Annotated in this window: 19 protein-coding genes; 7 read left to right on the forward strand and 12 right to left on the reverse strand. The window is 42.8% G+C overall.

The genetic code is table 11. From position 1 onward, the window contains the following. Window positions 1-21: 21 nt before the first annotated feature. Window positions 22-1,065 (reverse strand): NUDIX hydrolase, encoded by a 1,044-nt coding sequence (locus tag ACTQ9S_RS12350; RefSeq protein ID WP_068326264.1) that lies wholly within the window; start codon window positions 1,063-1,065, stop codon window positions 22-24. A gap of 313 nt (window positions 1,066-1,378) precedes the next feature. Here ACTQ9S_RS12350 and nadA point away from each other — a divergent pair, with 313 nt between their 5' ends. The 3 genes from nadA (at window position 1,379) to ACTQ9S_RS12365 (ending at window position 5,436) form a co-directional block, all read left to right on the forward strand. Next, window positions 1,379-2,518 carry a quinolinate synthase NadA gene (nadA, locus tag ACTQ9S_RS12355; RefSeq protein WP_068034784.1) on the forward strand — a complete coding sequence of 380 codons (1,140 nt, stop codon included), beginning with the start codon at window positions 1,379-1,381 and terminating at the stop codon, window positions 2,516-2,518. A 1-nt stretch (window position 2,519) separates the two neighbouring features. Next, window positions 2,520-4,412, forward strand: a complete 1,893-nt coding sequence (nadB, locus tag ACTQ9S_RS12360; RefSeq protein WP_440455088.1) for an L-aspartate oxidase — start codon at window positions 2,520-2,522, stop codon at window positions 4,410-4,412. Window positions 4,413-4,524: 112 nt separating this feature from the next. Continuing rightward, window positions 4,525-5,436 (forward strand): lysine exporter LysO family protein, encoded by a 912-nt coding sequence (locus tag ACTQ9S_RS12365; RefSeq protein ID WP_440455089.1) that lies wholly within the window; start codon window positions 4,525-4,527, stop codon window positions 5,434-5,436. A gap of 36 nt (window positions 5,437-5,472) precedes the next feature. Here the strand turns inward: ACTQ9S_RS12365 and ACTQ9S_RS12370 are convergent, their stop codons facing one another. The 4 genes from ACTQ9S_RS12370 to ACTQ9S_RS12385 all read right to left on the reverse strand — a co-directional run bounded on the left by ACTQ9S_RS12370 (window position 5,473) and on the right by ACTQ9S_RS12385 (window position 9,393). Next, entirely contained in the window at window positions 5,473-6,162 is a 690-nt protein-coding gene (locus ACTQ9S_RS12370) for an OmpA family protein (RefSeq protein WP_440455090.1), read from the reverse strand. Between the two features lie 70 nt (window positions 6,163-6,232). After that, window positions 6,233-6,829, reverse strand: a complete 597-nt coding sequence (locus ACTQ9S_RS12375; RefSeq protein WP_440455091.1) for an OmpA family protein — start codon at window positions 6,827-6,829, stop codon at window positions 6,233-6,235. A 26-nt stretch (window positions 6,830-6,855) separates the two neighbouring features. Beyond that, on the reverse strand, window positions 6,856-8,109 hold the full coding sequence (locus ACTQ9S_RS12380) for an FAD-dependent monooxygenase (protein ID WP_350657491.1): 1,254 nt from the start codon (window positions 8,107-8,109) through the stop codon (window positions 6,856-6,858). Window positions 8,110-8,145: 36 nt separating this feature from the next. Beyond that, window positions 8,146-9,393 carry an FAD-dependent monooxygenase gene (locus ACTQ9S_RS12385; RefSeq protein WP_440455125.1) on the reverse strand — a complete coding sequence of 416 codons (1,248 nt, stop codon included), beginning with the start codon at window positions 9,391-9,393 and terminating at the stop codon, window positions 8,146-8,148. 595 nt (window positions 9,394-9,988) lie between these two features. Between ACTQ9S_RS12385 and ACTQ9S_RS12390 the strand changes: the two genes are divergently transcribed. The 3 genes from ACTQ9S_RS12390 to ybeY all read left to right on the forward strand — a co-directional run bounded on the left by ACTQ9S_RS12390 (window position 9,989) and on the right by ybeY (window position 13,058). Beyond that, window positions 9,989-11,080, forward strand: coding sequence for a PhoH family protein (locus ACTQ9S_RS12390; protein WP_440455126.1), 1,092 nt, complete (start codon window positions 9,989-9,991; stop codon window positions 11,078-11,080). 225 nt (window positions 11,081-11,305) lie between these two features. Continuing rightward, window positions 11,306-12,022 carry a hypothetical protein gene (locus ACTQ9S_RS12395; RefSeq protein WP_440455092.1) on the forward strand — a complete coding sequence of 239 codons (717 nt, stop codon included), beginning with the start codon at window positions 11,306-11,308 and terminating at the stop codon, window positions 12,020-12,022. 454 nt (window positions 12,023-12,476) lie between these two features. Next, window positions 12,477-13,058, forward strand: a complete 582-nt coding sequence (gene ybeY, locus ACTQ9S_RS12400) for an rRNA maturation RNase YbeY (RefSeq protein WP_440455093.1) — start codon at window positions 12,477-12,479, stop codon at window positions 13,056-13,058. A 65-nt stretch (window positions 13,059-13,123) separates the two neighbouring features. Here the strand turns inward: ybeY and ACTQ9S_RS12405 are convergent, their stop codons facing one another. Continuing rightward, a complete protein-coding gene (locus tag ACTQ9S_RS12405) occupies window positions 13,124-13,999 on the reverse strand; it encodes a mechanosensitive ion channel family protein (protein ID WP_440455094.1) in 876 nt (291 codons plus the stop codon). A 199-nt stretch (window positions 14,000-14,198) separates the two neighbouring features. Beyond that, on the reverse strand, window positions 14,199-15,086 hold the full coding sequence (locus tag ACTQ9S_RS12410) for an energy transducer TonB (RefSeq protein ID WP_068326233.1): 888 nt from the start codon (window positions 15,084-15,086) through the stop codon (window positions 14,199-14,201). Between the two features lie 428 nt (window positions 15,087-15,514). Here ACTQ9S_RS12410 and ACTQ9S_RS12415 point away from each other — a divergent pair, with 428 nt between their 5' ends. Continuing rightward, window positions 15,515-16,276: a hypothetical protein gene (locus ACTQ9S_RS12415; RefSeq protein ID WP_227514109.1), complete on the forward strand. Its 762-nt coding sequence runs from the start codon at window positions 15,515-15,517 to the stop codon at window positions 16,274-16,276. 126 nt (window positions 16,277-16,402) lie between these two features. Here the strand turns inward: ACTQ9S_RS12415 and ACTQ9S_RS12420 are convergent, their stop codons facing one another. The 5 genes from ACTQ9S_RS12420 to nuoK form a co-directional block, all read right to left on the reverse strand. Next, the gene (locus ACTQ9S_RS12420) at window positions 16,403-17,224 is read right to left on the reverse strand and encodes a ferredoxin--NADP reductase (RefSeq protein WP_440455095.1); all 822 of its coding nucleotides are present in this window, start codon (window positions 17,222-17,224) and stop codon (window positions 16,403-16,405) included. A 188-nt stretch (window positions 17,225-17,412) separates the two neighbouring features. Further along, complete coding sequence (locus ACTQ9S_RS12425) at window positions 17,413-18,891, reverse strand: NADH-quinone oxidoreductase subunit N (protein WP_440455096.1); 1,479 nt, start codon at window positions 18,889-18,891, stop codon at window positions 17,413-17,415. Window positions 18,892-18,894: 3 nt separating this feature from the next. Continuing rightward, complete coding sequence (gene nuoM, locus ACTQ9S_RS12430) at window positions 18,895-20,523, reverse strand: NADH-quinone oxidoreductase subunit M (RefSeq protein WP_440455097.1); 1,629 nt, start codon at window positions 20,521-20,523, stop codon at window positions 18,895-18,897. A 1-nt stretch (window position 20,524) separates the two neighbouring features. After that, on the reverse strand, window positions 20,525-22,399 hold the full coding sequence (nuoL, locus tag ACTQ9S_RS12435; protein ID WP_440455098.1) for an NADH-quinone oxidoreductase subunit L: 1,875 nt from the start codon (window positions 22,397-22,399) through the stop codon (window positions 20,525-20,527). 4 nt (window positions 22,400-22,403) lie between these two features. Next, the gene (gene nuoK, locus ACTQ9S_RS12440) at window positions 22,404-22,712 is read right to left on the reverse strand and encodes an NADH-quinone oxidoreductase subunit NuoK (protein ID WP_058368358.1); all 309 of its coding nucleotides are present in this window, start codon (window positions 22,710-22,712) and stop codon (window positions 22,404-22,406) included. Between the last annotated feature and the right edge of the window lie 91 nt (window positions 22,713-22,803).

Below are 22,803 nucleotides of genomic sequence, written 5' to 3' on the forward strand. Positions count from 1 at the left end.
ATGAAAAATCAAATCTGCAAGCTATTTACGTTTAGGCAGCTTACTATCCATCAGTAAGCTTTGGAGTTCAATATCATGACGGAAGCGATAGAGCTTGGCAGGGCGACCACGCTGGGCACTACTACTCTGCCCAGTCTCCATTACAAGGTTCTGTGAATCGAGCAAGCGGCGAAAGTTTTGCTTATGTAGCCGTACTCCTGATAAAGCCTCAACACTTTGTTGCAACTGTAGCAATGTGAATACTTCAGGCATCAAACCAAAAATCAACGGGCGATATTCTATTTTGGCTCGCAATCTAGAAATGGCTGTGGCAATCACACGACGATGATCGTAATACATAGGAACGCCCATCATTTGTGTCCAATTGAGAGCTGAATTACTAACCTGATAGCTAGGTGAATAATTAGGTGCTTCAGGAATAAGCCCTGCCTCATAGAGCATCTCATAACGCAAGAGCGCATGCTCTGCTACCCACTCACTACTCTCATCCACTACATCTGCAATTACCTGATTGTCAGTGCTTTTATCAGTAAGTACTTCACGCGCTAAAAACTCCTCACTCAGCCCCCAACATAAGCGAATACGCTGACGTCGACGCTGCTGAGTGACTTCATCTTTCGCAGTATTAGCCCATTCCAATAGCGCAGGCACAATAAAATCCATAATGATGCTTGGCACACCATCTAAGTGATTTTCCCAAGGAAAATAATCATACCAGTCGCGCCACAAAGCTTGGCTCTGTAACTCTTGCGTTTGCGTCTCTTGTACCAACCCTAAATAGCTAACATAAACCAAAGCATGACCGTCGATGTTGCGCCTATTGGTATCTACAAAAGTATATAGCTGCTCTAGATAACCAAGTGGCTGCTGCGTCTGTTCTTCGACCCATTGGCGCACACCAGCTTGCAAGGAACGATGCAGTGGCATGAGCGGACCATTGGGCAATAACTTACCTTGATCAACCGTTAAAACCCGCGCTGTATGGTCGGTAATAGCAATCAATACAGCCACTACTTCTGTAGTGCCACTACCCTGCTGATGCGCATGTGAATAAGACAACGTCATAGTTCTTTATTATTATCCTTAATGGTTAATGATTGATAATTTGCAATTTATGTTGGACAAGGCTCAGTATAGCGTGAATCATGATTTATCGTAGGAAACGGTTGTAATTATTAACTGAGAATACCGCTTAGTTCAAATCAATAAGAGCATTAATACTGTCCAAACTTATTATTTTAATTATAAAACATACAAAAACATCTTGTTTTTATGCTCAAAATGAGCATAATTAATATAGTTTTATTTATTAGCTGTTTTTAATTGATTTATTTTAGCGACATATTGCTTGTCGTTAACGCACCAAAGGCTTGCACTTATGAAAACTTATCCTTATGACGCACCCATCATGAGTACTGATAATCGTATTGCTACTCAAATGAACATTGAATATGCTAAAGCTAAAATTCCAACAGACTTACCGCGTGCAGAACGTCTCGCGGTTGAAGATAATATTAAACAGTTGCTAAAAGAGCATAATGCGGTATTGGTCGCACACTATTATGTTGATCCTTTTATTCAAGATTTGGCATTAGCAACTGGTGGGTGTGTTGGTGATTCGCTTGAGATGGCACGCTTTGGACAGGCCCATAGCGCACAAACTTTGGTGGTCGCTGGCGTGCGCTTTATGGGCGAATCGGCAAAAATACTAAGCATGGAAAAAACGGTACTTATGCCAGACTTGGAGGCTGAGTGTTCGCTTGACTTGGGCTGTCCTGCTGATGAGTTTTCTGCATTTTGTGATGCCCATCCTGAGCGTACGGTGGTGGTCTATGCCAATACCAGCGCTGCGGTTAAAGCGCGAGCTGATTGGGTCGTGACTTCGTCCGTTGGTATCGAGATTATCCGTCATTTGCATGAGCAAGGTGAGAAAATCATTTGGGGGCCTGACCGTCATTTGGGTAAATATATTGCACAAGAGACTGGCGCAGATATGCTGCTCTGGCAAGGGTCGTGCTTGGTACATAATGAGTTTAAAGCGACTGAACTGATGCAATTAAAAGAAGAACACCCAGACGCCAAAGTATTGGTGCATCCTGAATCACCTGATAGTGTAGTTGCGCTTGCCGATGTGGTTGGCTCAACCAGCAAGCTATTACAATCAACTTATGAGATGGATGCCGATACCTTTATCGTTGCTACCGATTTAGGCATCTTGCACGAGATGCAAAAGCGCTCACCAAATAAGCGTTTCTTAGCTGCCCCTACCGCTGGTGAGAGCGCCAGTTGTAAAAGCTGTGCTTTTTGCCCGTGGATGGCGATGAATGGCTTGCAAGGTATTGAACAGTGCTTAACCCAGCGCAGCGGCGAAGTATTGATGACGCCTGAGCTGGCAGCATCTGCAAAAAAACCTTTACAACGTATGCTTGATTTTGCCGAAGCGCAAAATCAACGTGTGGCAGCGAGCGGTGATATTGTCAAAGACCGTGCACTATTTGCTAACGTTGGAGCTGCCTAATATGAGTGAGGCGCGCGTATTGGATAGAGCAAACAATAACGCTATTGCTGATGTTAATGATGTTAGGCAAACAGACGTACTTATCATTGGTGCTGGCTTAGCGGGACTAAGTACTGCTCTCGCTTTGCCAAAATCGTTAACTGTTACAGTATTAAGCAAAGCAGCAATGGATGTTTGCTCAAGCCATTACGCCCAAGGCGGTATCGCGGCTAGTTTGGGTAAAAATGACTGTGTCGCTGATCATATCGCCGATACGCTCATCGCTGGCGCAGGATTATGTGAAGCTAATAATACGACTAACATCCTAAATGCTGGTCAACAAGCCGTACAATGGCTATGCGAACAAGGCGTCCCCTTTACTCAAATTCCCCAGCAAAAATCAAAAAGTCACATAAAAGCGGGTTTCGACCTCTCTCAACTACACCTAACCAAAGAAGGTGGGCATGGCTGTAGACGAGTTGCCCATGCTGATGATGCAACTGGTCGACATATCATGGAAGCCTTGACCTTAAAAGCGCAAGCTGCGTCCAATATCACTATTCTGCCTTACCATGAAGCACTCAGCCTTTTAAAAAATAATGATAATCAATGCCAAGGTGCGCTTGTTTTTGATCACGTCAGTCAACGTAAACTCACTTTTCATAGTCGCGCAGTCGTAATGGCGAGTGGCGGTCTAGGGCAGCTGTTTAAACGTGCCAGCGCACCCAATGTCTGTGTCGGTGATGGAGTTATGATGGCATGGCAAGCGGGCTGTCGCTTAGCAAATCTAGAATTTATCCAATTTCATCCAACCGGATTAGCATTTAGCGATAGTAGTTTTTTGATATCTGAGGCATTACGCGGCGAAGGTGGACGGTTATATTGTCCGCAAACTGGTAAGCGCTTTATGTTAGACGTCGATACTCGTGCAGAGTTAGCACCAAGAGACATCGTCGCCCGTGCCATCGCGGAGCAAATTAGCATGAATGAATTTGGCTACGTCAATCTTGATGTCAGTCACTTGCCAACGGAATTTTTACGCGAGCATTTCCCACAGATTTATCAAACGCTGTTAGACCTCGGTATCGATATTACTACCGACCCTATTCCAGTCGCGCCTACCGCTCATTATAGCTGCGGTGGCATAGTGACGTCTGCCAATGGCCTGACTGACGTGCTAGGGCTTTATGCCGCAGGTGAAGTTGCTTATACAGGTCTGCATGGGGCAAACCGCTTGGCAAGTAATTCACTATTGGAATGTGTGGTGGTTGGGCGTAATATCGCCGCTGACTTACCACACTATCTAAAAGCAACTGAAAAGCTAGATACAACGTCAATTTATACTAATTCAGATCAATCAATCCATGATATTTGGACATTGCCAACGCTTCGAGATTGTCAGCGCATTACTTTACCATTGTCTATTGAGTGTGAAAGCAACTCTAATGACAATCACAACGTCAATACGAATGCTGACATCACTGGAATAACCGCAGAATTAAAAGCTTTGATGACGTCTCATATGGGTATTACCCGTGATGCTAAACAATTAACACAAGCGCTGGTACAAATTCAGCAATGGCAACAGAAGCTTAACTGCGTAAACCCCAATCAAATAGCTATCGTTAACAAAGACAACGCCACTGTTCTGAATAATTTGCCCTACTTTCAATTAGCAAGACAGTTGCAATTAGCGGCATTGATTATACAGTCGGCTTATCAGCGTCACGAGAGTCGCGGTGGGCATTACCGAAAAGATTATCCAAACTTAGCGAGCAAACCTAAAGTGAGTGTAATTACCCCTCTATCAGACAGTCTGCCTCGCCATATTTATGCATCTGATAAATTTGCTATAGTCAGTGAAAAATATAGCCAACAAGATAAGCATTTGCGATCAGCCGTTAGCACCCTGTAAACTTGCAAGAACATGGTAATTTTTGTCCGCTCGTTCCAGCATTTATAGCCTAATATGATACAATCTCCAGCTTCCTAAAAACGCCTTGTCAAAACGCTGCGAGCACATCATCATGCAAAGCCTAGTTACCCTTGTTTTGGTATTAATGCCAATGTTTATTGGCTTTGCCATTCCCTCTAATCCCAAAATGACTAAGCTTGCTGATAAAGGCTTGTCGTACTTGGTTTATGTCATCTTAACCCTTATCGGTATTGAGCTATCACAAGTAGAAGGGCTGGGTAGCCAAATAGGTGAAATCGCCCTATATGTCACTATCCTATCGATCTTGACGATTGGCAGTGGTTTGTTTGCCCTCATGCTATTCGATCGTGTGCGTCCATGGCACGCCAAAAAGCCCAGCGTAAAATCCAAAGAACATCGCGTCAGTATTCGTGGCAGCTTGGCACAAGTGATTTGTGTCGTGATTGGTATGGTGATTGGCTACTTCTTGCCAGTAGATTATATGCCGCCTGAAAACTCCATGACCGTCATGCTAATGATATTAATCTTACTGGTCGGCATTGGGTTAAAAGGCTCAGGAATTACCCTTAAAGAAGTGCTACTAAATAAACGCGGCGTTGAGATGAGTATTATCTTTACGCTATCGATATTGGTTGGCGGTCTTATCTTTGCGCTGATGTTTAGCGATGTGTCATGGACGAAAGGCTTAGCACTGGCATCAGGGTTTGGTTGGTATTCATTGTCAGCGATTATCATGACTGATGCTTATGGCGCGGTTTGGGGCAGTGTGGCGCTATTTAATGACTTGGTGCGTGAGTTCTTTGCGCTATTATTTATTCCTGTCTTTATGCGCAAATATCCATCAGCGGCAGTTGGGCTTGGCGGCGCGACCAGTTTGGATTTTACCTTGCCTATCATTCAACAATCAGGTGGTCTAAAAGTTGTGCCACTGGCGATTAGCTTTGGCTTTATTATTAATATTGTGTCGCCAGTGTTGATGGTGTTGTTTTCGTCGTTGGGGTAAGTATAAGTTTTAACGGTTGATAAAAATCAGTCGTTATTATTCAAACGGCTCACAATGCTTGGCGTACTTACCATAACTATCTCTATCACCTGCGTATTTTAGATTCGATAAAACTTTGACTTGTCTGCTTGCCTTAAAAACTACTCTTCTGTCTTTGGATTCGATCTGTTTAGGATCATCATAACTCAGATCTATGTTGGTAGAAGGATACCGATCTAAGCAGTCGTAAGTAGTAATACGGTCAGATGCGATATGATGCTCGGTTATAAGTCTGTTTTTAATAGTGAGTGCACGTTGGCGTGATAAGTTGTCATTGCTCTTTGATAATGCAAGCTCATTCGATGACAAATGCCCAAAAATAAAGACATTAGCATCTAGATATTCGTTAAGCTTTTCTTCAATTTTTGCAAACTCTTTATCATAGGTATTAATTAATCGACTACTCAGCGGTGCAAAAAATCCTTGTAATTCCATCTCAAGCGCCTCGCCTCCCTCAATTATTATTTCACAGCCTTTGACGTCGACCACTACGTTAGGTGGCGTTTCAGGGCATTCGTCTACAGCATCAAGCATACCGTCACTATCTGAATCAATCTCTGCTTGCATCGTCCTGATGATTTCATGTTGAGCTGCATCTTTAGACGGCGCAGTTGGAGTGATTTGACACGCCGATAACGTCAAAGAACTACAAAAAACGGTACTGGCTAGATAGAAATTTAGTTTCATATCGAATCGAAGCCCTTATTCAATTAGATTTGATGATTTACCTCAAATCGTTTCAGTAATAAAGTTTTTTTTATTCCTGAGGTTCAGACGCAATCGCATATACGCGCCGGTTCAACATATTGCCCTCTTCGCTATCAGACGGCGCAATCGGTCTTCTTGCACCATACTCAGTCGCCGTGATGCGCTCAGAGGCAATGTTATATTTCGATATTAAATAATTTTTAACCTTATTCGCTCTGTCTTGCGCCAAGGCATTCGCTTCGTTTATAGAGGCGCTATCGACTTCAGTTCTTGAATTATGACCTTCAATCAATATGGTGGCGGTTTTATACTCTTGTAACCTCATTCCTACCTTATCAAGCTCAGCTTGATATTTTGGTAGTAGCTCGCTACTACCTTTGGCAAAAAAGGCACGATACTCCATTTTTAGACCTACCCCAGGCATCGTAAAAGGGCAACCTCTTTCATCGATCACTACGTTTTCTGGCGTATTCGGGCACTGATCTAACTTATCAGGCACTCCATCACCGTCACTATCTACATTAACCACAACCATTGGCATGTTGATAGTTTGACTTGTTCGATTAGACAAGTCAGCTGTTTGACAACCTGTCAGTGCTAATACACCTATCATCATCGGCGCTATTGTCCATAATTTAACGTTCATACTCTACTCTTCCTTAAGTTAAAACCCTAAACCCCACTCGCCTGCTTCGCAAACAATCGCATAAGCGGTTTCATCTTACCCACGCGGTACATACCTTCGCTACGGATTTGTTGAATAGGACGCATCTGTGCAAGTGACCCTGCAAATAGCCAGTTTAGTGCCGAGAAGCTATGCATCATCAGAATATTATGTGGACGACGCAGACGCTCGTAAGTACGCAGGGTTTGATTGCTGCCCCAAAGCGTGCCACCACTACGTGCAAAATCATGCATTAGCTGTTCACTTAACGCCTGTACATCGAGCATGCCTAAATTAAGCCCTTGTCCAGCAAGTGGATGCACGCCATGCGCAGCGTCTCCTATCAAGACTAAATTATCAGCGACATAACTCTTTGCTTGTTGCGCGGTCAGTGGAAAGCTAGCGATTGACTCAATCTGACTAATAGCACCAAGCTCATAATTACTTGCAGCAGCCAGCTTATCGGCAATCACGCGCGCGTCTTCCTCTATCAATGCCAATGCCTGATTGCGTGGCAGTGTCCAAACTATCGACTGCCAGTGTTGCGGATTGGCCTTATCAGCATCAGTGATATCCGCTAACGGCAATAATGCCAGCGTTCCAGTGGGTAGCATAGCTTGGCGAGCAGTCGCTTGATGAGGCTTGGTCGTTTGAATCGCACAGCAAATCGCGGTTTGATTATAATCAAGCGTATCCAGCTCAATTCCTGCTTGCTTACGCACAAACGAGCCGCGACCATCAGCACCAATCAACAGTTGAGCATCGATAGCTGTATCGTTATCCAAAGTCACACGGTAGCCTTGCTGTGCGCCTAACCAATCCATTCCCACGACTTTATGTCCAGCGATGACGGTCAGATAGTCACTGACATCATCCTCAGATAAACGCTGCCATAATGCGTGCTCAATAACGGCAGGCTCAACCATACTTCCCAGTAGTTTTGGCGCACTGCTTTCGCTATCACCAAATAATAACTCGCCCATACCGTTCAGTTGCCATACCTGCATCTGCGAGTAATCCGCCTTACGCCCAGATAGGGCAGTCTTTTGCCAAGCGCCAACATCTTTGAGTAAGTTAATACTAGCTAAGCTAAGCGCATAGACACGTGCATCGCGCGCGCTCAATACTTCTTGCCAATCTGACTCATCACGCGCAGGACGTGCATCAATCAAGGTCACTGGCATTTTGGCTTGCGCAAGCTTTAGCGCCAATGTCGCACCGACGATACCGCTGCCTATAATCAGCGTATGGTTATTTTTCATAAGTTATCTCTCAATGTTAGAACGCTTATTATAAGACTATGATTTTAAGCCCATCGCATAATTAGCAATTAGTGGTTTAATATTCGGCAGCTTGTCAAAGGCAACTAAGGCCACATTACGCGCCAGCTTCACTGCTGGGTTAGGATGAGTAAAGCCATGTACAACGGCATCACAGAAACGAATAACTCGTTTTTGGTCGGTCTGGCGGGCTTTTTCATAGCGTTTGAGTAGTGTTGGGTCACCGATATCTGCGCCTTTGAGGACTTGCGCACTCATCATTTGCGCCAGTACATGCGCATCACGCATACAAAGGTTAAAGCCCTGACCCGCCACAGGATGCAAGGTATGCGCAGCATTACCCATGATGACGCAGCGGCCCTCTGCTTGTTTGTCCGCTAGCACGCGTGTCAACGGATAGGCACCGCGGCGACCAGCAGCGATGAACTTGCCAGCACGCTGACCAAATGCCTGCTGTAAAGTCGCCAGAAAATGCGCATTATCTTCTAGGTATTTATGCTCTTCACCGGTTGGACATACCCAGACTACCGAGCGTCTATAGCCCTTTTGATATTCATCATTACCATCACCTTTTGGATCAGTCAATGGCAACACCGCAAGCGGGCCTGCCGGACTAAATCGCTCAATCGCGACATGCGCGTGTGGCTTATCTGTCTCTACCACACCGACGATAGCGGTTTGCTGATAATCATAAGTCGTCGTACCAATATCTAAAAGCTGACGTACCGTAGAGTCGCGACCATCACAAGCGACTAAGACGCTGGCTTGCAATTGCTGCTCATGCTCCTCTTCACCATAATAGCTAAAGCTCAGCGTCACACCGTCGCTCTGTTGTTCCACAGCGATGACATTAGCATTATCAATCAAAGTAATCAGCGGTTCTTGCTGAGCAGCCAGTAATAACTTACGTCCAAGCCAAGCGTTTTCCATGACTTGTCCGAACGATTCTACCTGCTCTTCAGCTTTATTTAATTGCGCACGTCCAAAGCTACCCTGCTCACTGATTTGCACGGCATCAATGCGGCAAGCATGACTTTGCAGCTCGTCCCACAACCCAATCTCTTGATAAATCTGTACGGTGCGCCGAGATAATGCCGTATTGCGACTGTCTAAATAATGACTGCGCATACTATCATCATGTGGGCTAATAGTTGGGTAGCTGTTTTTTTCTAGCAAAGTACTAGCAATACCATGATGTGCTAATAGCAATGCAAAGGATAAACCTACATGACCGCCGCCAGCGATGAGCACCTGTTGCTCGGTCATTGCCGTTTTATTATTTTTCATATTAGATGTCTTATTAACAGTGTTCGATGGCGCAGAATTTGATATCGTTGGCATATCTGAATGAGTATTTTGTATCATTGTTATCCCTATTGGAATCTGTTGGATAAAGCGGTTATATACGATTAGGAAGACTTTTTATACTTAATTATAAAGAGTTATTTATCAGCATTTTATGGTTTTAAGCGTCATGACCAAACGATTTTTAGACAACTCATAGATTACCACAAATTGCCCAAACCTCTGTGTCCTTCCCGGTATGCTTAACGCTGAGTAGCTACTTCTAAGCTTATGAGCATAGCAAAAATTTGTCGATATATGCAGTGGTTGCAATCACCATACAAAAACAGCCCAGTCCATTGCTACACAATGCTTGAAATTTAAAAACTATCAACCATAATGAAGACAGGACTTTCACTTACCATACATATAAACAATAATAACTTTACCGTCATTTTTTCTACTATCTACAAGTAATAAAACCCTACTACTGTTTTATCTATTAAGCCCATCAATCTATTGAGAATTAACAATAGTATCGGGTAACTAATATAAGGATAATCGCTTGACTGATTCCATGAGCCGCCGTATAAAGTTTGAGTCATTGACCCCAGCACAGCTTAAAACCGTGCTTGGCGAATACAACAACCATATGAAATATCTTCAAGACCGCCTCGACATCAAAATCAGCCAACGCCAAGGCGACTTCTGTCTGAGCGGCGATGTCACAGGTGTTGAGCGCGGCGAACGTATTATATATAAGCTAGTTGATGAAGCTCAAAACACAAAAGATATTAGTGCAGAAGAGTTACATCTCATCATCCAATCTAGTATCTCACGCGATCAAGATACGGAAGATGATGAGCAAGTCACTGATAGCGAAGAAGATAAAAACGATTTGGATTCGCCAAATGACTTTACACCCATTAGTCTGCGCACACGTAAAGGTAAAATCATTCCACGCGGTGGCAACCAGCAGCGTTATGTAAAAAACGTGCTTAGCTCTGATGTGTCGTTTGGTATTGGTCCTGCCGGTACGGGTAAGACTTATCTGGCGGTCGCTTGCGCAGTCGATATGATAGAGCGTAATGAGATTGAGCGCATTTTGCTCGTACGTCCAGCCGTAGAAGCAGGCGAAAAGTTAGGCTTTTTACCTGGTGACTTGGCGCAAAAAATTGACCCGTATTTACGCCCGTTATATGACGCTTTATATGAAATGCTTGGCTTTGAAAAAGTCGGTAAAATGATTGAGCGTCAGATTATTGAAGTTGCTCCACTTGCCTATATGCGTGGCCGGACCTTGAATAACTCGTTTGTCATCTTGGATGAGGCGCAAAATACCACACCTGAGCAAATGAAAATGTTTTTGACACGCTTAGGCTTTGGCTCGCGTGCAGTCATCACTGGTGATATTACGCAGGTCGACTTGCCACGTGGTACTAAGTCAGGACTGACGCAAGCGCTAGAAATTTTAAGCGGTATTGAAGAGATTCATATCACTAAGTTTGACTCAAAAGATGTGGTACGTCATCAATTGGTACAGCAAATCGTTGAAGCTTATGATGTCTTTGACAGTGAGCAGTTAATATTGGAAGAAAAACGTAAACAAGAGCGTATTGCTGAGCAAGAGCGCAGACAGGCAATAGCCAACGCGGCATCTAAGTTGTAAGTAATTAGCTTAGAGTTAGAATTTTGAATATTTGAGTTAAAAAAGAGCGAGACTATTAGTGATAATAGCCTCGCTTTTATGACTTAGCACTTCATGCAACTTAAAAAAACATTTCATATTATGCTATATCATCTAAAAATGATCTGTGATAGGTTATTAGTAAGCACTATTAATCTATTATTGAAATTGCTATAGACGTTTTTACACGAGTAATCGGAGGTTGGAATGGCTTGGATTAGCGTAGTATGGGGTTTGGCAATCGAAGATCCAGAAGAAGGTGTAGCGGGCGACGACCCACGCGTTGACGAAGCGAGTCTTCAAATTTTTTTTGTTACAGCGTTCAATGGTAGAGTTAAAGTGCATGGATACACTACTGGTGACGTATATCCTACTTTTGAATTACCTGCATTAGATAGTCCAAGCGGTTGGGCTAATCCGCAAGCCCGAACAGCAAGAGGTGTTATAAGTTCAAAAAATGTACCTACCAATAATAATCCATTCTTTGGGCTTGTCATAAGAACGGTGGAAGAAGATCGTTCCCTACATCGGCATCGGCGTGACAACAATAACATTTTATATGAAACGGTAAGAGTAGCAGCTCAAACAGCCTTTGATGATGGAAGGACTCCTACAAGGGAAGAGTTGGCAGTTGCAGCTAGAGTAGCATCATCGAAGATGCATGATAGACTTTTCCGAGACGATGATGATTTTATTGGAGAAGCAGCATGGATATATCCAAATTTGGGAGTCGACTGGTGGCCGAATTCCTCAACTGATGAATCTGGGTTAAGACCAGGTCAAACAATATACTACGAAAGAGAATTAAATAGATTGACAAGCCGCAGAGAAAATGCAAATTATAGAATATATCAACAAGTTTTCATAACTGCAAATAACCCTAGCGGTCCCCGTCTTATTGATGACCGGATAGAAAATGAGTAATAATTTTTAGTTATTTTGTTAAAGAAAAAACGGTTCAAGCTCGACTTACATACGCAATATTTCTAGTGAAAAACGGAACAATAGAAAACTACTACAATCACATATGATTCTTACATATAACATATAGCTTTACTCACTTCTAGCATGCTTAATTCTTTCCAAATTGTTAATAGATCTTTAGTATCACTTATACTAGAAGTGGACTATCTAATAATATATTTATGCCAACAGTATACATTCGACATTAGGTTTTTCGCTTATGGAATCTAATTGGAAAGTCATTCGAGTAGAAAAGGCATAAACATTACCTGATAACAGTTTAATGTTAGCGGCAATATTTATTGCAGATTAATCATGCTCTGAGAAAATAGGCACATTGAATATAATTGATATATTTTATGAAATAACTTATAACTAGATTAGGCAATAAGTGTAATTTACGGATAAAAATAATATGAATGAAATAGAGTCAAATAGTCTAACCAGTGCTGAGCTAAATGCCAGCGCTATTGATAGTATTGATGATAATTTGATTGATAGCTTTTATAACGAAGATAGTCTGTTGCCAGTCATGATGGCAACTTTAGATTATATAGATAAGCGTAAGAAGAATGGGCTGATGCTACCCTACTTTGCAGATATTAGTCTTGAGATGTGGCAGCAGAAACCTAAAGCATTAGATATATATATTACTGACGAGACTGAAGGCCAAGAATTGAATTTGGAAGCACGTGGCAAGGATTATGCGACCAACATTTTATCTTACCCAAGCGAGATGCCAGCTAATATTATTGAGCTGATGCCAACCCTGCCACTTGGTGAGCTAATTATCTGTCATGAAGTAATGGTACGTGAAGCCGCAGAGCAAAACAAAACGCTAGTGCAGCACATTAGCCACTTATTGGTACATGGCGTGCTGCATTTATTAGGCTTCGATCATGAGCTCGGTCAAGCTGAACAGGATGAGATGGAGCGTTTTGAAATTGAGATTTTGGCAGGTTTGAACCTACCAAACCCTTATGTTTCAAATACCTAATCGCCAAACCTCTTAAACTCTAAACTTCTCAACTCATAAGCTCCAAATTCCTAAATTTAACTTAGCTAATCTTTAGTCATGGGAATTTTTTGTGCTTGACCCATTTGGTTAATCATCTGATCTAAGCCTTTAACATGGACACTACGCTGCGGGAATGGAATCTCGATTTTCTCATCATCCAAGGCGTATTTAAACTGCTCAAGCAAATCACATTGCATTGTCCACCAATCAGCATTGGTCGTCCAAACGTTTAGAGTCAGATCAACTGAATTGTCGCCAAGATTGGTCACACGCACAATAGGCTCAGGATCAGTAAAGGCCATCGCATTGTTTTTCGCTAAGCTCAGCATCACATTTTTGGCAGTTTTGATATCGGCATCATAGCCAATCCCTACTGTGATATCGACACGGCGGTTGGGCAGCGCGGTATAGTTGATAACCGCTGAAGTGGTAATATCGCTATTAGGTATAATGATATCGTGATTATTAATCGTCGTTAGATGGGTATTGACCAAAGTAATTTCAGTCACTGTACCGGTGTAACTACTAATCTGCACATAATCACCACGTACAAACGGGCGAAAAGTCACAATCATAATACCAGCCGCAAAGTTTGACAGCTGATCTTTTAATGACAAACCAATGGCTACTGCGGCACCACCCAATATGGCAACGACTGATGTAGTCTGTACGCCAACTTTGCTAAGGGCTGCTAGAGCAACCACAACCAGCAACACGCCATATATTAGACGACCTAAAAAACTAGCCACGGTATCATCTAAACGGCTACGCAGCATAATGCTATGAGCGAACGTAACCGCTTTTTTGGCGAGCCAACGCCCTACTACAAATATTAATATCGCTAAGACGACTTTAAGCGCTAAGCTTAGTGCGTTACTCGTTAACGTGGCAACATCGATAGTAAAACCTAAAAATTCCATACTGACTCTTTACTCTATAGCTTCGTTTGTTTATTAGGACATATTAAAATAGAATCAGATACTGGCACTCATTCTAATTCATTATTTATTTTAACCCATTCATAATTACAGTTTGTTCGTGATTTTAACCAATGGTTTTTTAATACCGTATTTTTTAACAGATTACTTTTTGAAAGTTTACGTTTTAGATTTTTCCGTTTTAATAAGTTACTTCTACTTTATCACTATAACGATAAGTACGAATCAAACGTAGCTCTACAATATCGCTCATATCTGCGGTAAACTTACCAAAGGGTGCCGCTTGCCGTACTGATTGCTTGGCCGCTTCATCCAATATCGTCGAGCCTGAGCTTTCAAGTAAACGAATAGCTTTAATATTGCCATCATTACTGATAATCACCATGAGACGTACTTCACCAGTGATACCTTGCGCACGCGCTTGCACCGGATAATACAAGTTACCAACACGCTCAACATGCTCACGGAAGGTTTCGATATAATCTGCCGCAGCGCCGCGAGTAGTAGAGTTGCTATCGACGGTTACGACTTTGGACTTGGTTGCATAGACTTGTTGACGCTGAGACAGCTGCGCCTCTAAAGTCGCAATCTGTTTACGTAAACGCTCCTCTTGTGCCATCATATCATCTTGCGCTTGCTTACTGTCGTTGTCAGCTTCTACATCAGCCTTACGCCAACTCAAAGTCGTGCGCAGATAGCTCTCTTGATAACGCTGTTGACGCACTTGGCGTTGCAGATTGATGACATCTTGAGTCTCGCTTATCTGCTCTGAGCTCAGTGGGCTAGTTTGCGCGCTTTCTTGCCGTACTTGCTGGCGTACCGAGCCTCCGCCTTCTTGTGAAGCATTAGCGATATAGTGAGCATCCTCATTCGGCTGCATATTGTCTGTCAAAGCCTTTGCCACATCTTGCATCAGCGCCGCAGGATCTTGCCCCATAGAAAAGCTGACACCAAAGATAATAACACCATGTACCAACAACGCAATAGTAATAGCTATCGGTAAGCTAAAGTTGCGTGTTGGAGCTTGAGTAGAAAAATGATAGCTTTGAGAATCTTTAATATGTGCCACAGTAAGTCTCAAATTATAAGAATAAAAACAGTAATAACCGTATTGATACGATTATTTTGCATCAGTAATGTTTTTGCAGCCATCATACAAGCAATAACTATGCCTACCAATAATAATATCCGCGCTATCATAACATGAGCAGCAATTATATCGCTATTCTGTCATTTTATCGCTATTCAAAATAGCCATAAAGCTTAAGAGCTGAGGAAGAAGCTATTTAGGCACGCCTGCCTATCTTCGTTATATTTCTTAAGTTATTTGCTACAATACAAGGCCTTAAGTTTTGTACCATGCTATTTTGCTATATACTATTTTCACTTGTCATATTGCTACTGGTCATGTCTATCAATTACTTATTATATCAATTAGCAGCTGACAACCAATTATACGGTTAAAATAATCCTACTATAATCATAAGGATAACAAGTTTGAGTAACTTCGATAACTTTGATGACTTCTCTGATAATCTTGGCTATCGTTTTAACGAGTCATTTAGTGATGGTTGGGAGAGCTTAACCCAAAATATCAAAAATATGTACAACAAAACTGCTGATAAGCTTGATGATGAATTGGCTTTGCCCGTTGCGCAAAAATACGTCAATGATGCCCTGCAAAAGTTTGTCACAGACAATGTCAAAGCTATCTTAGAGTTACGAGTTGAGCTGCATGATGACTGGTTTCGTTTATATTGTACGGTTAATGCCGCTGGTGTTTACGCTGAAGTAGCTAGTAACTTTAGCCTTGTACATGCCCAGCTTGACCGCAATGTACAGCGCTTTGTATTTGGCCAGCTGACTTATACAGACGTCCTCAACTTACGCTGTGAGTCATTTTTGAAGCTTCAAGGTATCAAACTTGCCATCTGGTTCTATCATAGTGTGCTCAAGAAAGACCCGTTAGGCGTTATCCTGACTTATATCAATATCGCCCGCGCGAAAGAAGATATTATTTATCTCGATATTAATCGCTGGCTAAAAAAGAACCAAAAAATCATGAGTACCTTACATAAGGTACAGGTGAACTACGGTGAAGTCGAAGAAGATCAGCTAATTCTAAAGGCACAGATTAACTATCGCGACCTATTAGGCGGTAGTAGTGGTGAGGATATCATCAGTGATGATGATGAACCCGAGTTAATGCAAGGTCCTATTAATCCTATAGATGATGCCACTGAGCCAAGTACAGAGTAGCTTTTACATCACAGAGTAATTCTTGCATACCGTTACTGCTTTGGCTAACTAATAAAAAACGCCGCTTATCATTAGATTGCGGCGTTTTTCTGTCAATAACTTAAAGCAATTAACGACTTAAGAGGTTTACCAATAATTCTCTACCGCAATATTACCCTCACCACGTCGATTCATGACCAGACCCAAATCTTTTAGGGTCTCCTTAGTATCCTCTACCATCTCTGGATTACCACATAGCATCACATGCGCATTATCGATGTCCAGCTTTATACCTGCGCGCTCCTCTAGTTCTCCATTAAGCAGTAGTTTCGGCAGACGCTCAGATAATGCTCCTTCCATTGGCTCACGAGTCACGATTGGCACAAATATTAAATCAGCAGGACTATCAACCAACGATCCAAAGTCCGCCTGTAGCTGTCTTATTTGCTCAACGTATGCCAGTTCCTCTTGCGAGCGCGCACTATAAGCCAATACGATATGATCGTAGTCTTGCCATGTTTGCAGGTCTTGTAGCATAGATAAAAAGGGTGCAAGGCCAGTACCTGTTGCCAGCATCCATAAGTCTTTTGGTAACGGTTTTTGATAACGTGCCAAGGTCAAAAATCCAAATGGCACGGTATTGAGTAGGAGCTCATCTCCTACTTGCAAGTGCTGCAGCTGCGAGGTAAATGCTCCATCAGGAATCACAATGGAGAAAAACTCCAGTACCTCATCAAACGGTGAAGATACTATAGAATAAGCACGAAAGATATCTTCATTCAATGCTTCATCAGACTCTTCGTTTTGCTGCTCGTAGTATTTTAGTTTGCTGGGGTTAACTCCCAAACGTACAAACTGTCCAGCAGTAAATTTAAAGCTATCTGGACGGGTGACTGTAAAACTAAATAAACTTGGTGTCCATGTAGTTTTGCTAAGCACTTTAACGGTTTGAATATTATTTTCACTCATAATAATTAGTCACTCACAATTTATTAATATTTATTTTTATAAAGCTTATTAAAACGAACAAATAAAAAAGATGCGCCAAGCTTATCATAGACTTGGCGCATCTTGGTTTTCTAACAGTAACGGCAGACTAACAGTAAAGGATTGCAACGACTTAGCCTGTATTTGACAGGCCACACGTTAAACTTAGATTACCAAATACTTGCCATGCCTGACCACACAATCATACTGTTTGGTAATATACCGAAGAAAATAACTACCAAGGTAACACCAATAACCATCAGTCCGCCCATACGGATACCCCATTGCCCTGCTACATCAAACTCAATAAACTGTTTTGGACGTTTAAATAGTGTCAGCATGACGCGTAAGTAATAGAACAGACCAATAGCACTACCTAAGATAATCATTGCAGCCAAGAACCAATTAGCACCTTGAACAGCTGCCAGTATCGCAAATAGCTTGGTAATAAAGCCCGCGGTCAGTGGAATACCGGCCAACGATAACATCATAATAGTCATGACCGCAGTAAGCACTGGACGACGCCAGAACAGTCCTTGATAATGTACCAACTCGTCAGCTTCACCAGATAACCGATAAGGGCTAGACATTAATGTCACCACACCAAAGGCCCCAATAGAGGTGAAGGCATAGGCGGCCATATACATACTAGATATGCTATCAGCCGCACTACCAATACTAACAATCACAATCAGCACATAACCCATATGAGCAATAGAAGAATAACCCAGCAGACGTTTCAGGTTGGTTTGACGTACTGCCAATAGGTTACCAACTAAGATAGATAGTGTGGCCATTACCATTAATAACATCTGTACTGAAGGCAATGCCAATAAAGCCGTATCAATTAAAAAGCGGACAGCAAGTGCCATCATAGCAACTTTAGATACGGATGCCAGATAAGTTGCAATAGGAGCTGGTGCACCTTCATAGACATCGGGTGTCCATATATGAAAAGGTGCTGCTGATAGTTTAAAAGCAATACCAAACATCATTAGCGCTGCGCCTAATATCAGCAGCGGTGACTCAAACATGTCACCTAATACTAAACTGATTGGCTTGAAGGCTAACGAGCCAACTTGCGCATAAATAAAGGCCATACCCATCAGTAAAGTTGCAGACGCAGTCGCTGATAGCACCAAATACTTAAGCCCCGACTCAAGCGAGCGGTTACGTAAAAAGGTATAAGACAGCAGACCATATAGCGGTATTGAAAGCAGCTCTAAGCTCATAAAGAAAGCAGCCATATGCTGTGCAGATACCATCAATAGCGCACCGGTGGTCGATACCAGCATCAGCAAATACAGCTCATCCTTATTGTCTTTTAAATTGGCAAGATACGCATACGCTAACGTACAGCAAGCCAGTGCACAGATAAAGATAATGACCATATTAAACTGAGCAAAGTTATCAATTACAAACAGCTGCTCAGCATTTGGTAGTACACCCTTTCTACTTATCACGCCGCCTATTTGCGCAAGTAAGGTAAATAGGCCAACGTTTAGACCGATTACAGTAATAGTACCGGTGACCACATGCGAGCGCTTGACAGTAATCGCAATCATGACTAACAGTGATGTAACTGCTACTGCAATGATTGGTGCATAAGGCATTAGCCCCATCAAATCATTCATCGTAAATTCATTCATGACTTAACGTGCCTCCATTGCATCAAGTAACTGTGACATATCTACTTGAGTAATCTCACTATAGATATATGCATTGTTAATCCACTGCATAGCGTGACTTGATGTATCAAGTATCGGCTGCGGATACAGTCCGAGCCATACCAATCCAGCTGCTAACATAAGTAATAACGACAGCTCACGCTTGCCCAAATCTTTTAACTTGCGAGCAGGTAAACCGTGTGATTTGGTTTCATGTAACGCCAATTCTTCGATGTTGTTGACACCAAATAGCGCGCGGTAAATCAAGATTAATGAGTATAGACCTGCTAATACTAGGCTAAAGGTTGCTAGTACCACAAACACTGGATACTGCGCAAATGCGCCAAACAGAATCATGAATTCACCGATAAAGTTACCGGTACCAGGAATACCTAGAAGTGCAGCACTAAAGAACATCAATATCGGTGCATAGTAGCGGAATTGTCCCCACATACCACCCATCAAGGTCAAATCACGAGTATGCAAGCGCTCATAGAGCTGGCCTGCCATGATGAATAGAGCTGCCGAGCTCAGACCGTGCGCAAGCATTTGAATCATTAAGCCTTGTAAGCTGAGCAACGTACCTGCATAAATCGCCAAGACCACAAAGCCCATATGCGAGATACTGGTATAAGCGAGCAAACGCTTCATATCAGTTTGCATAAAGGCAAGCCATGCCCCGTAAAAGATACCAATCGTACCTAATGTAATAGCAATCGGTGCAAACTCTTGAGAGGCTGCTGGAAATAACGGTAATACAAAGCGAATCAGACCATAAGCCGCGGTCTTAATCAGTACCCCTGCCAAATCCACCGAACCTGCTGTTGGCGCTTGCGCATGCGCATCAGGCAACCAGCCATGGAATGGAATAATAGGTAGCTTGACTGCAAAGCCGATAAAGAAGCAAAGCATGATCGGATATTCCCAGCCGCCAAGTGGCGTACCGAGCAAGTCATTATAGTTAAAGCTAACCACACCGCTATTGGCGTAGCTAAATAGTACTAATAATAAAATACCAATGAGCATGATAAGCCCAGAAGCTTGGGTATAGATAAAGAACTTGGTTGCTGCATATTCTTTGGTCTTACCACCAGCGACGTCATGACCCCAAATGGCAATCAAGAAATAGATAGGAACCAGCATCATCTCCCAAAAGAAGAAAAACAGGAACATATCAATCGCTAAGAACACACCAATGACACCGCCCAAACTCCATAACAAGTTTAGATGGAAGAAGCCGACACGGCGTTGAATCTCATTCCACGAACAGGCAACAGCCGCAACACCGAGTAATCCTGTCAATGCAATCATCAACAGCGACATACCATCTATCGCCAAGTGAAAGCTAATACCAAAGCTTGGTATCCATGGCACACTATATTCGGCAACCCATGGTACTGCAGACTGCGGCGCAATTACTTGCTTACTCATGCCCGAAAAGTCGCCATACTGCCATAATACGAGTGACAAACCAAAGGTTAGCATCATCCCGATTAAGGCAATCCAGCGCGGCAGACGCTTATTTATCCGCTCAACCAACCAACATAACAATCCTGCAATAAATGGAATTGCGATCAATGCTGGCAGCATCCACGTTTGTTGTAACTCTATCATTTTATACCACCGTCATCATTACCAGCACCAACAGCACAGCCATGCCCAAGCCGAAGCTTGCAGCATAGCCTCGAAGTGACCCTGTTTGCGTTGCAGACATAGCTTTGTTACCTGCTGATGCCAGCATAGGTAATATCGTCCACGATTTATCAATAGGATCGGCTTTAAATAAGCGGCCAATGAATAAAAAGGGTTTTACAAACACTAAATCGTATAGCGCATCAAAGCCCATACCGTTATAGCACCAATAATACAGCGCGCCACCAATACTTGATTGCTTAAAGCGCGTAAGCAGGCGACCTTTATCAACCACATATAATAGTGCTGCTAATATCAGTCCTGCAAGCATCGCACCCATGGCAATATATTCTGCTGTATGTTTACCTTCGGCTTGATTAGCGACCTCTAATAAATGCCCAACACTCTCTGGTAACACACCTTGTAACGGTGGCGTTATCCATGCACCAACTGCAGTTGATAGCACTAATAACACGCTGAGTGGCAACCAATACGACACACCAGATAGTTTATGCGCTGGCGTTTTTTCTTCGCCAAAAAAGATAATCCAAATCATACGGAAAGTATAAATCGCGGTTAAGAAAGCACCGAATACACCCATATAGAATAAGACTTGATGACCGGTTGCAAAAGCTTCCCACAGAATTGCTTCTTTTGAATAGAAACCAACTGTCACCCAAGGTATGGCTGCGAGTGCACCGCCACCAACGATATAGCACCAAAATACTAATGGTATTTTTTTACGTAAGCCACCCATCTTAAAGATATTTTGCTCATGATGAACCGCTAAAATGACCGCACCTGAAGATAAAAACAACAAAGCTTTGAAGAAAGCATGCGTCATTAGATGGAAGATTGCACCTTGCCATGCACCAACGCCAAGAGCTAAAAACATATAACCGATTTGGCTCATGGTCGAATACGCTAAGATACGCTTAATATCTGTTTGTACCAGTGCACAAAATCCAGCGACCACCAGTGTCAACGCACCTACTGCCCCAACCCAATACAATAAAACGCCAGGGGTTAGAATAAATAGCGGATGCATACGGGCAATTAAATAGACACCCGCGGTAACCATCGTTGCTGCGTGAATCAATGCAGATACCGGTGTCGGACCTGCCATTGCATCAGCAAGCCATGTATGTAACGGCAACTGTGCTGATTTACCCATTGCACCGCCAACCAACATCATCGTTGTCAAAATCATCGTTGGATTATTAACATCGAATACTTCAGGAGCGCGAGTGATAATCTCTTGAATATTAAGTGTACCAAATTCACGAAATAGTAAAAACAGCCCAAATGCCAAAAACACATCACCGACACGTGTCACCGTAAAGGCTTTCATTGCAGCGCGGCCATTGGCACGATCTTCAAAGTAAAAACCAATCAGCAAGTATGAGCAGATACCCACACCTTCCCAACCAAGATATAGCAATAATAAGTCGTCTGCTAATACCAGCAATAACATACTAGCCACGAACAAGTTCATATAACTAAAGAAACGTGCAAAGCCTTTATCACCTTTCATATACCAAGCGGCAAACAGGTGAATCAAGAAGCCAATGCCTGTAATAACTCCAGTCATCGTCAGTGCTAATCCATCAAAACTAAGACCAAAGCTTGGCGCAAAATCGCCAACTTGAAACCAAGTCCAAAGCGGCATCTGGATTACCGTACCTGCTGGATTAGCCGTCAAAAAAGTGTAACTGGCAACCAGTGTACATAGTGCTGATAGCAACATACTACCGACACCGACGAACGCTGCTGCCTGTTCGCTTAATTTGTCACGCATAAAGGCTAAAATTAAAAAGCCAATGAGCGGGAATATAAAGGTTAATGGTAATAAACTCATGACATCATCCTTTCATCTCATTGGCGCTATCGACATCGAGATGCCCACGCTTATGATAAAACTGTAGTAATATTGCCAAACCGATGGCTGCCTCAGCTGCTGCTAATGTCAAAATAAAGATAAACATAATTTGTCCATCTGGATCAACCCAACGGCTACCCGCCACTACAAACGCTAGTGCTGCTGCATTCATCATGATCTCAAGGCTCATTAGCATAAACAAAAAATTGCGCCGAACCATCACACCGCATAGACCAATAGCGAACAAAATACCCGCTAGGATTAATCCGTGGCTCATGGGTATCATACCCAATACACCCTGTGCCTCAGCAACAGGCTGTACAAAGCCTGCTACTTCATGGGCGAACGGCACGTTTGACACGTCTTGTGCCACGCTCGCTGCT

The sequence above is a fragment of the Psychrobacter sp. ASPA161_9 genome (genome assembly GCF_051970275.1).
Lineage (GTDB): Bacteria > Pseudomonadota > Gammaproteobacteria > Pseudomonadales > Moraxellaceae > Psychrobacter.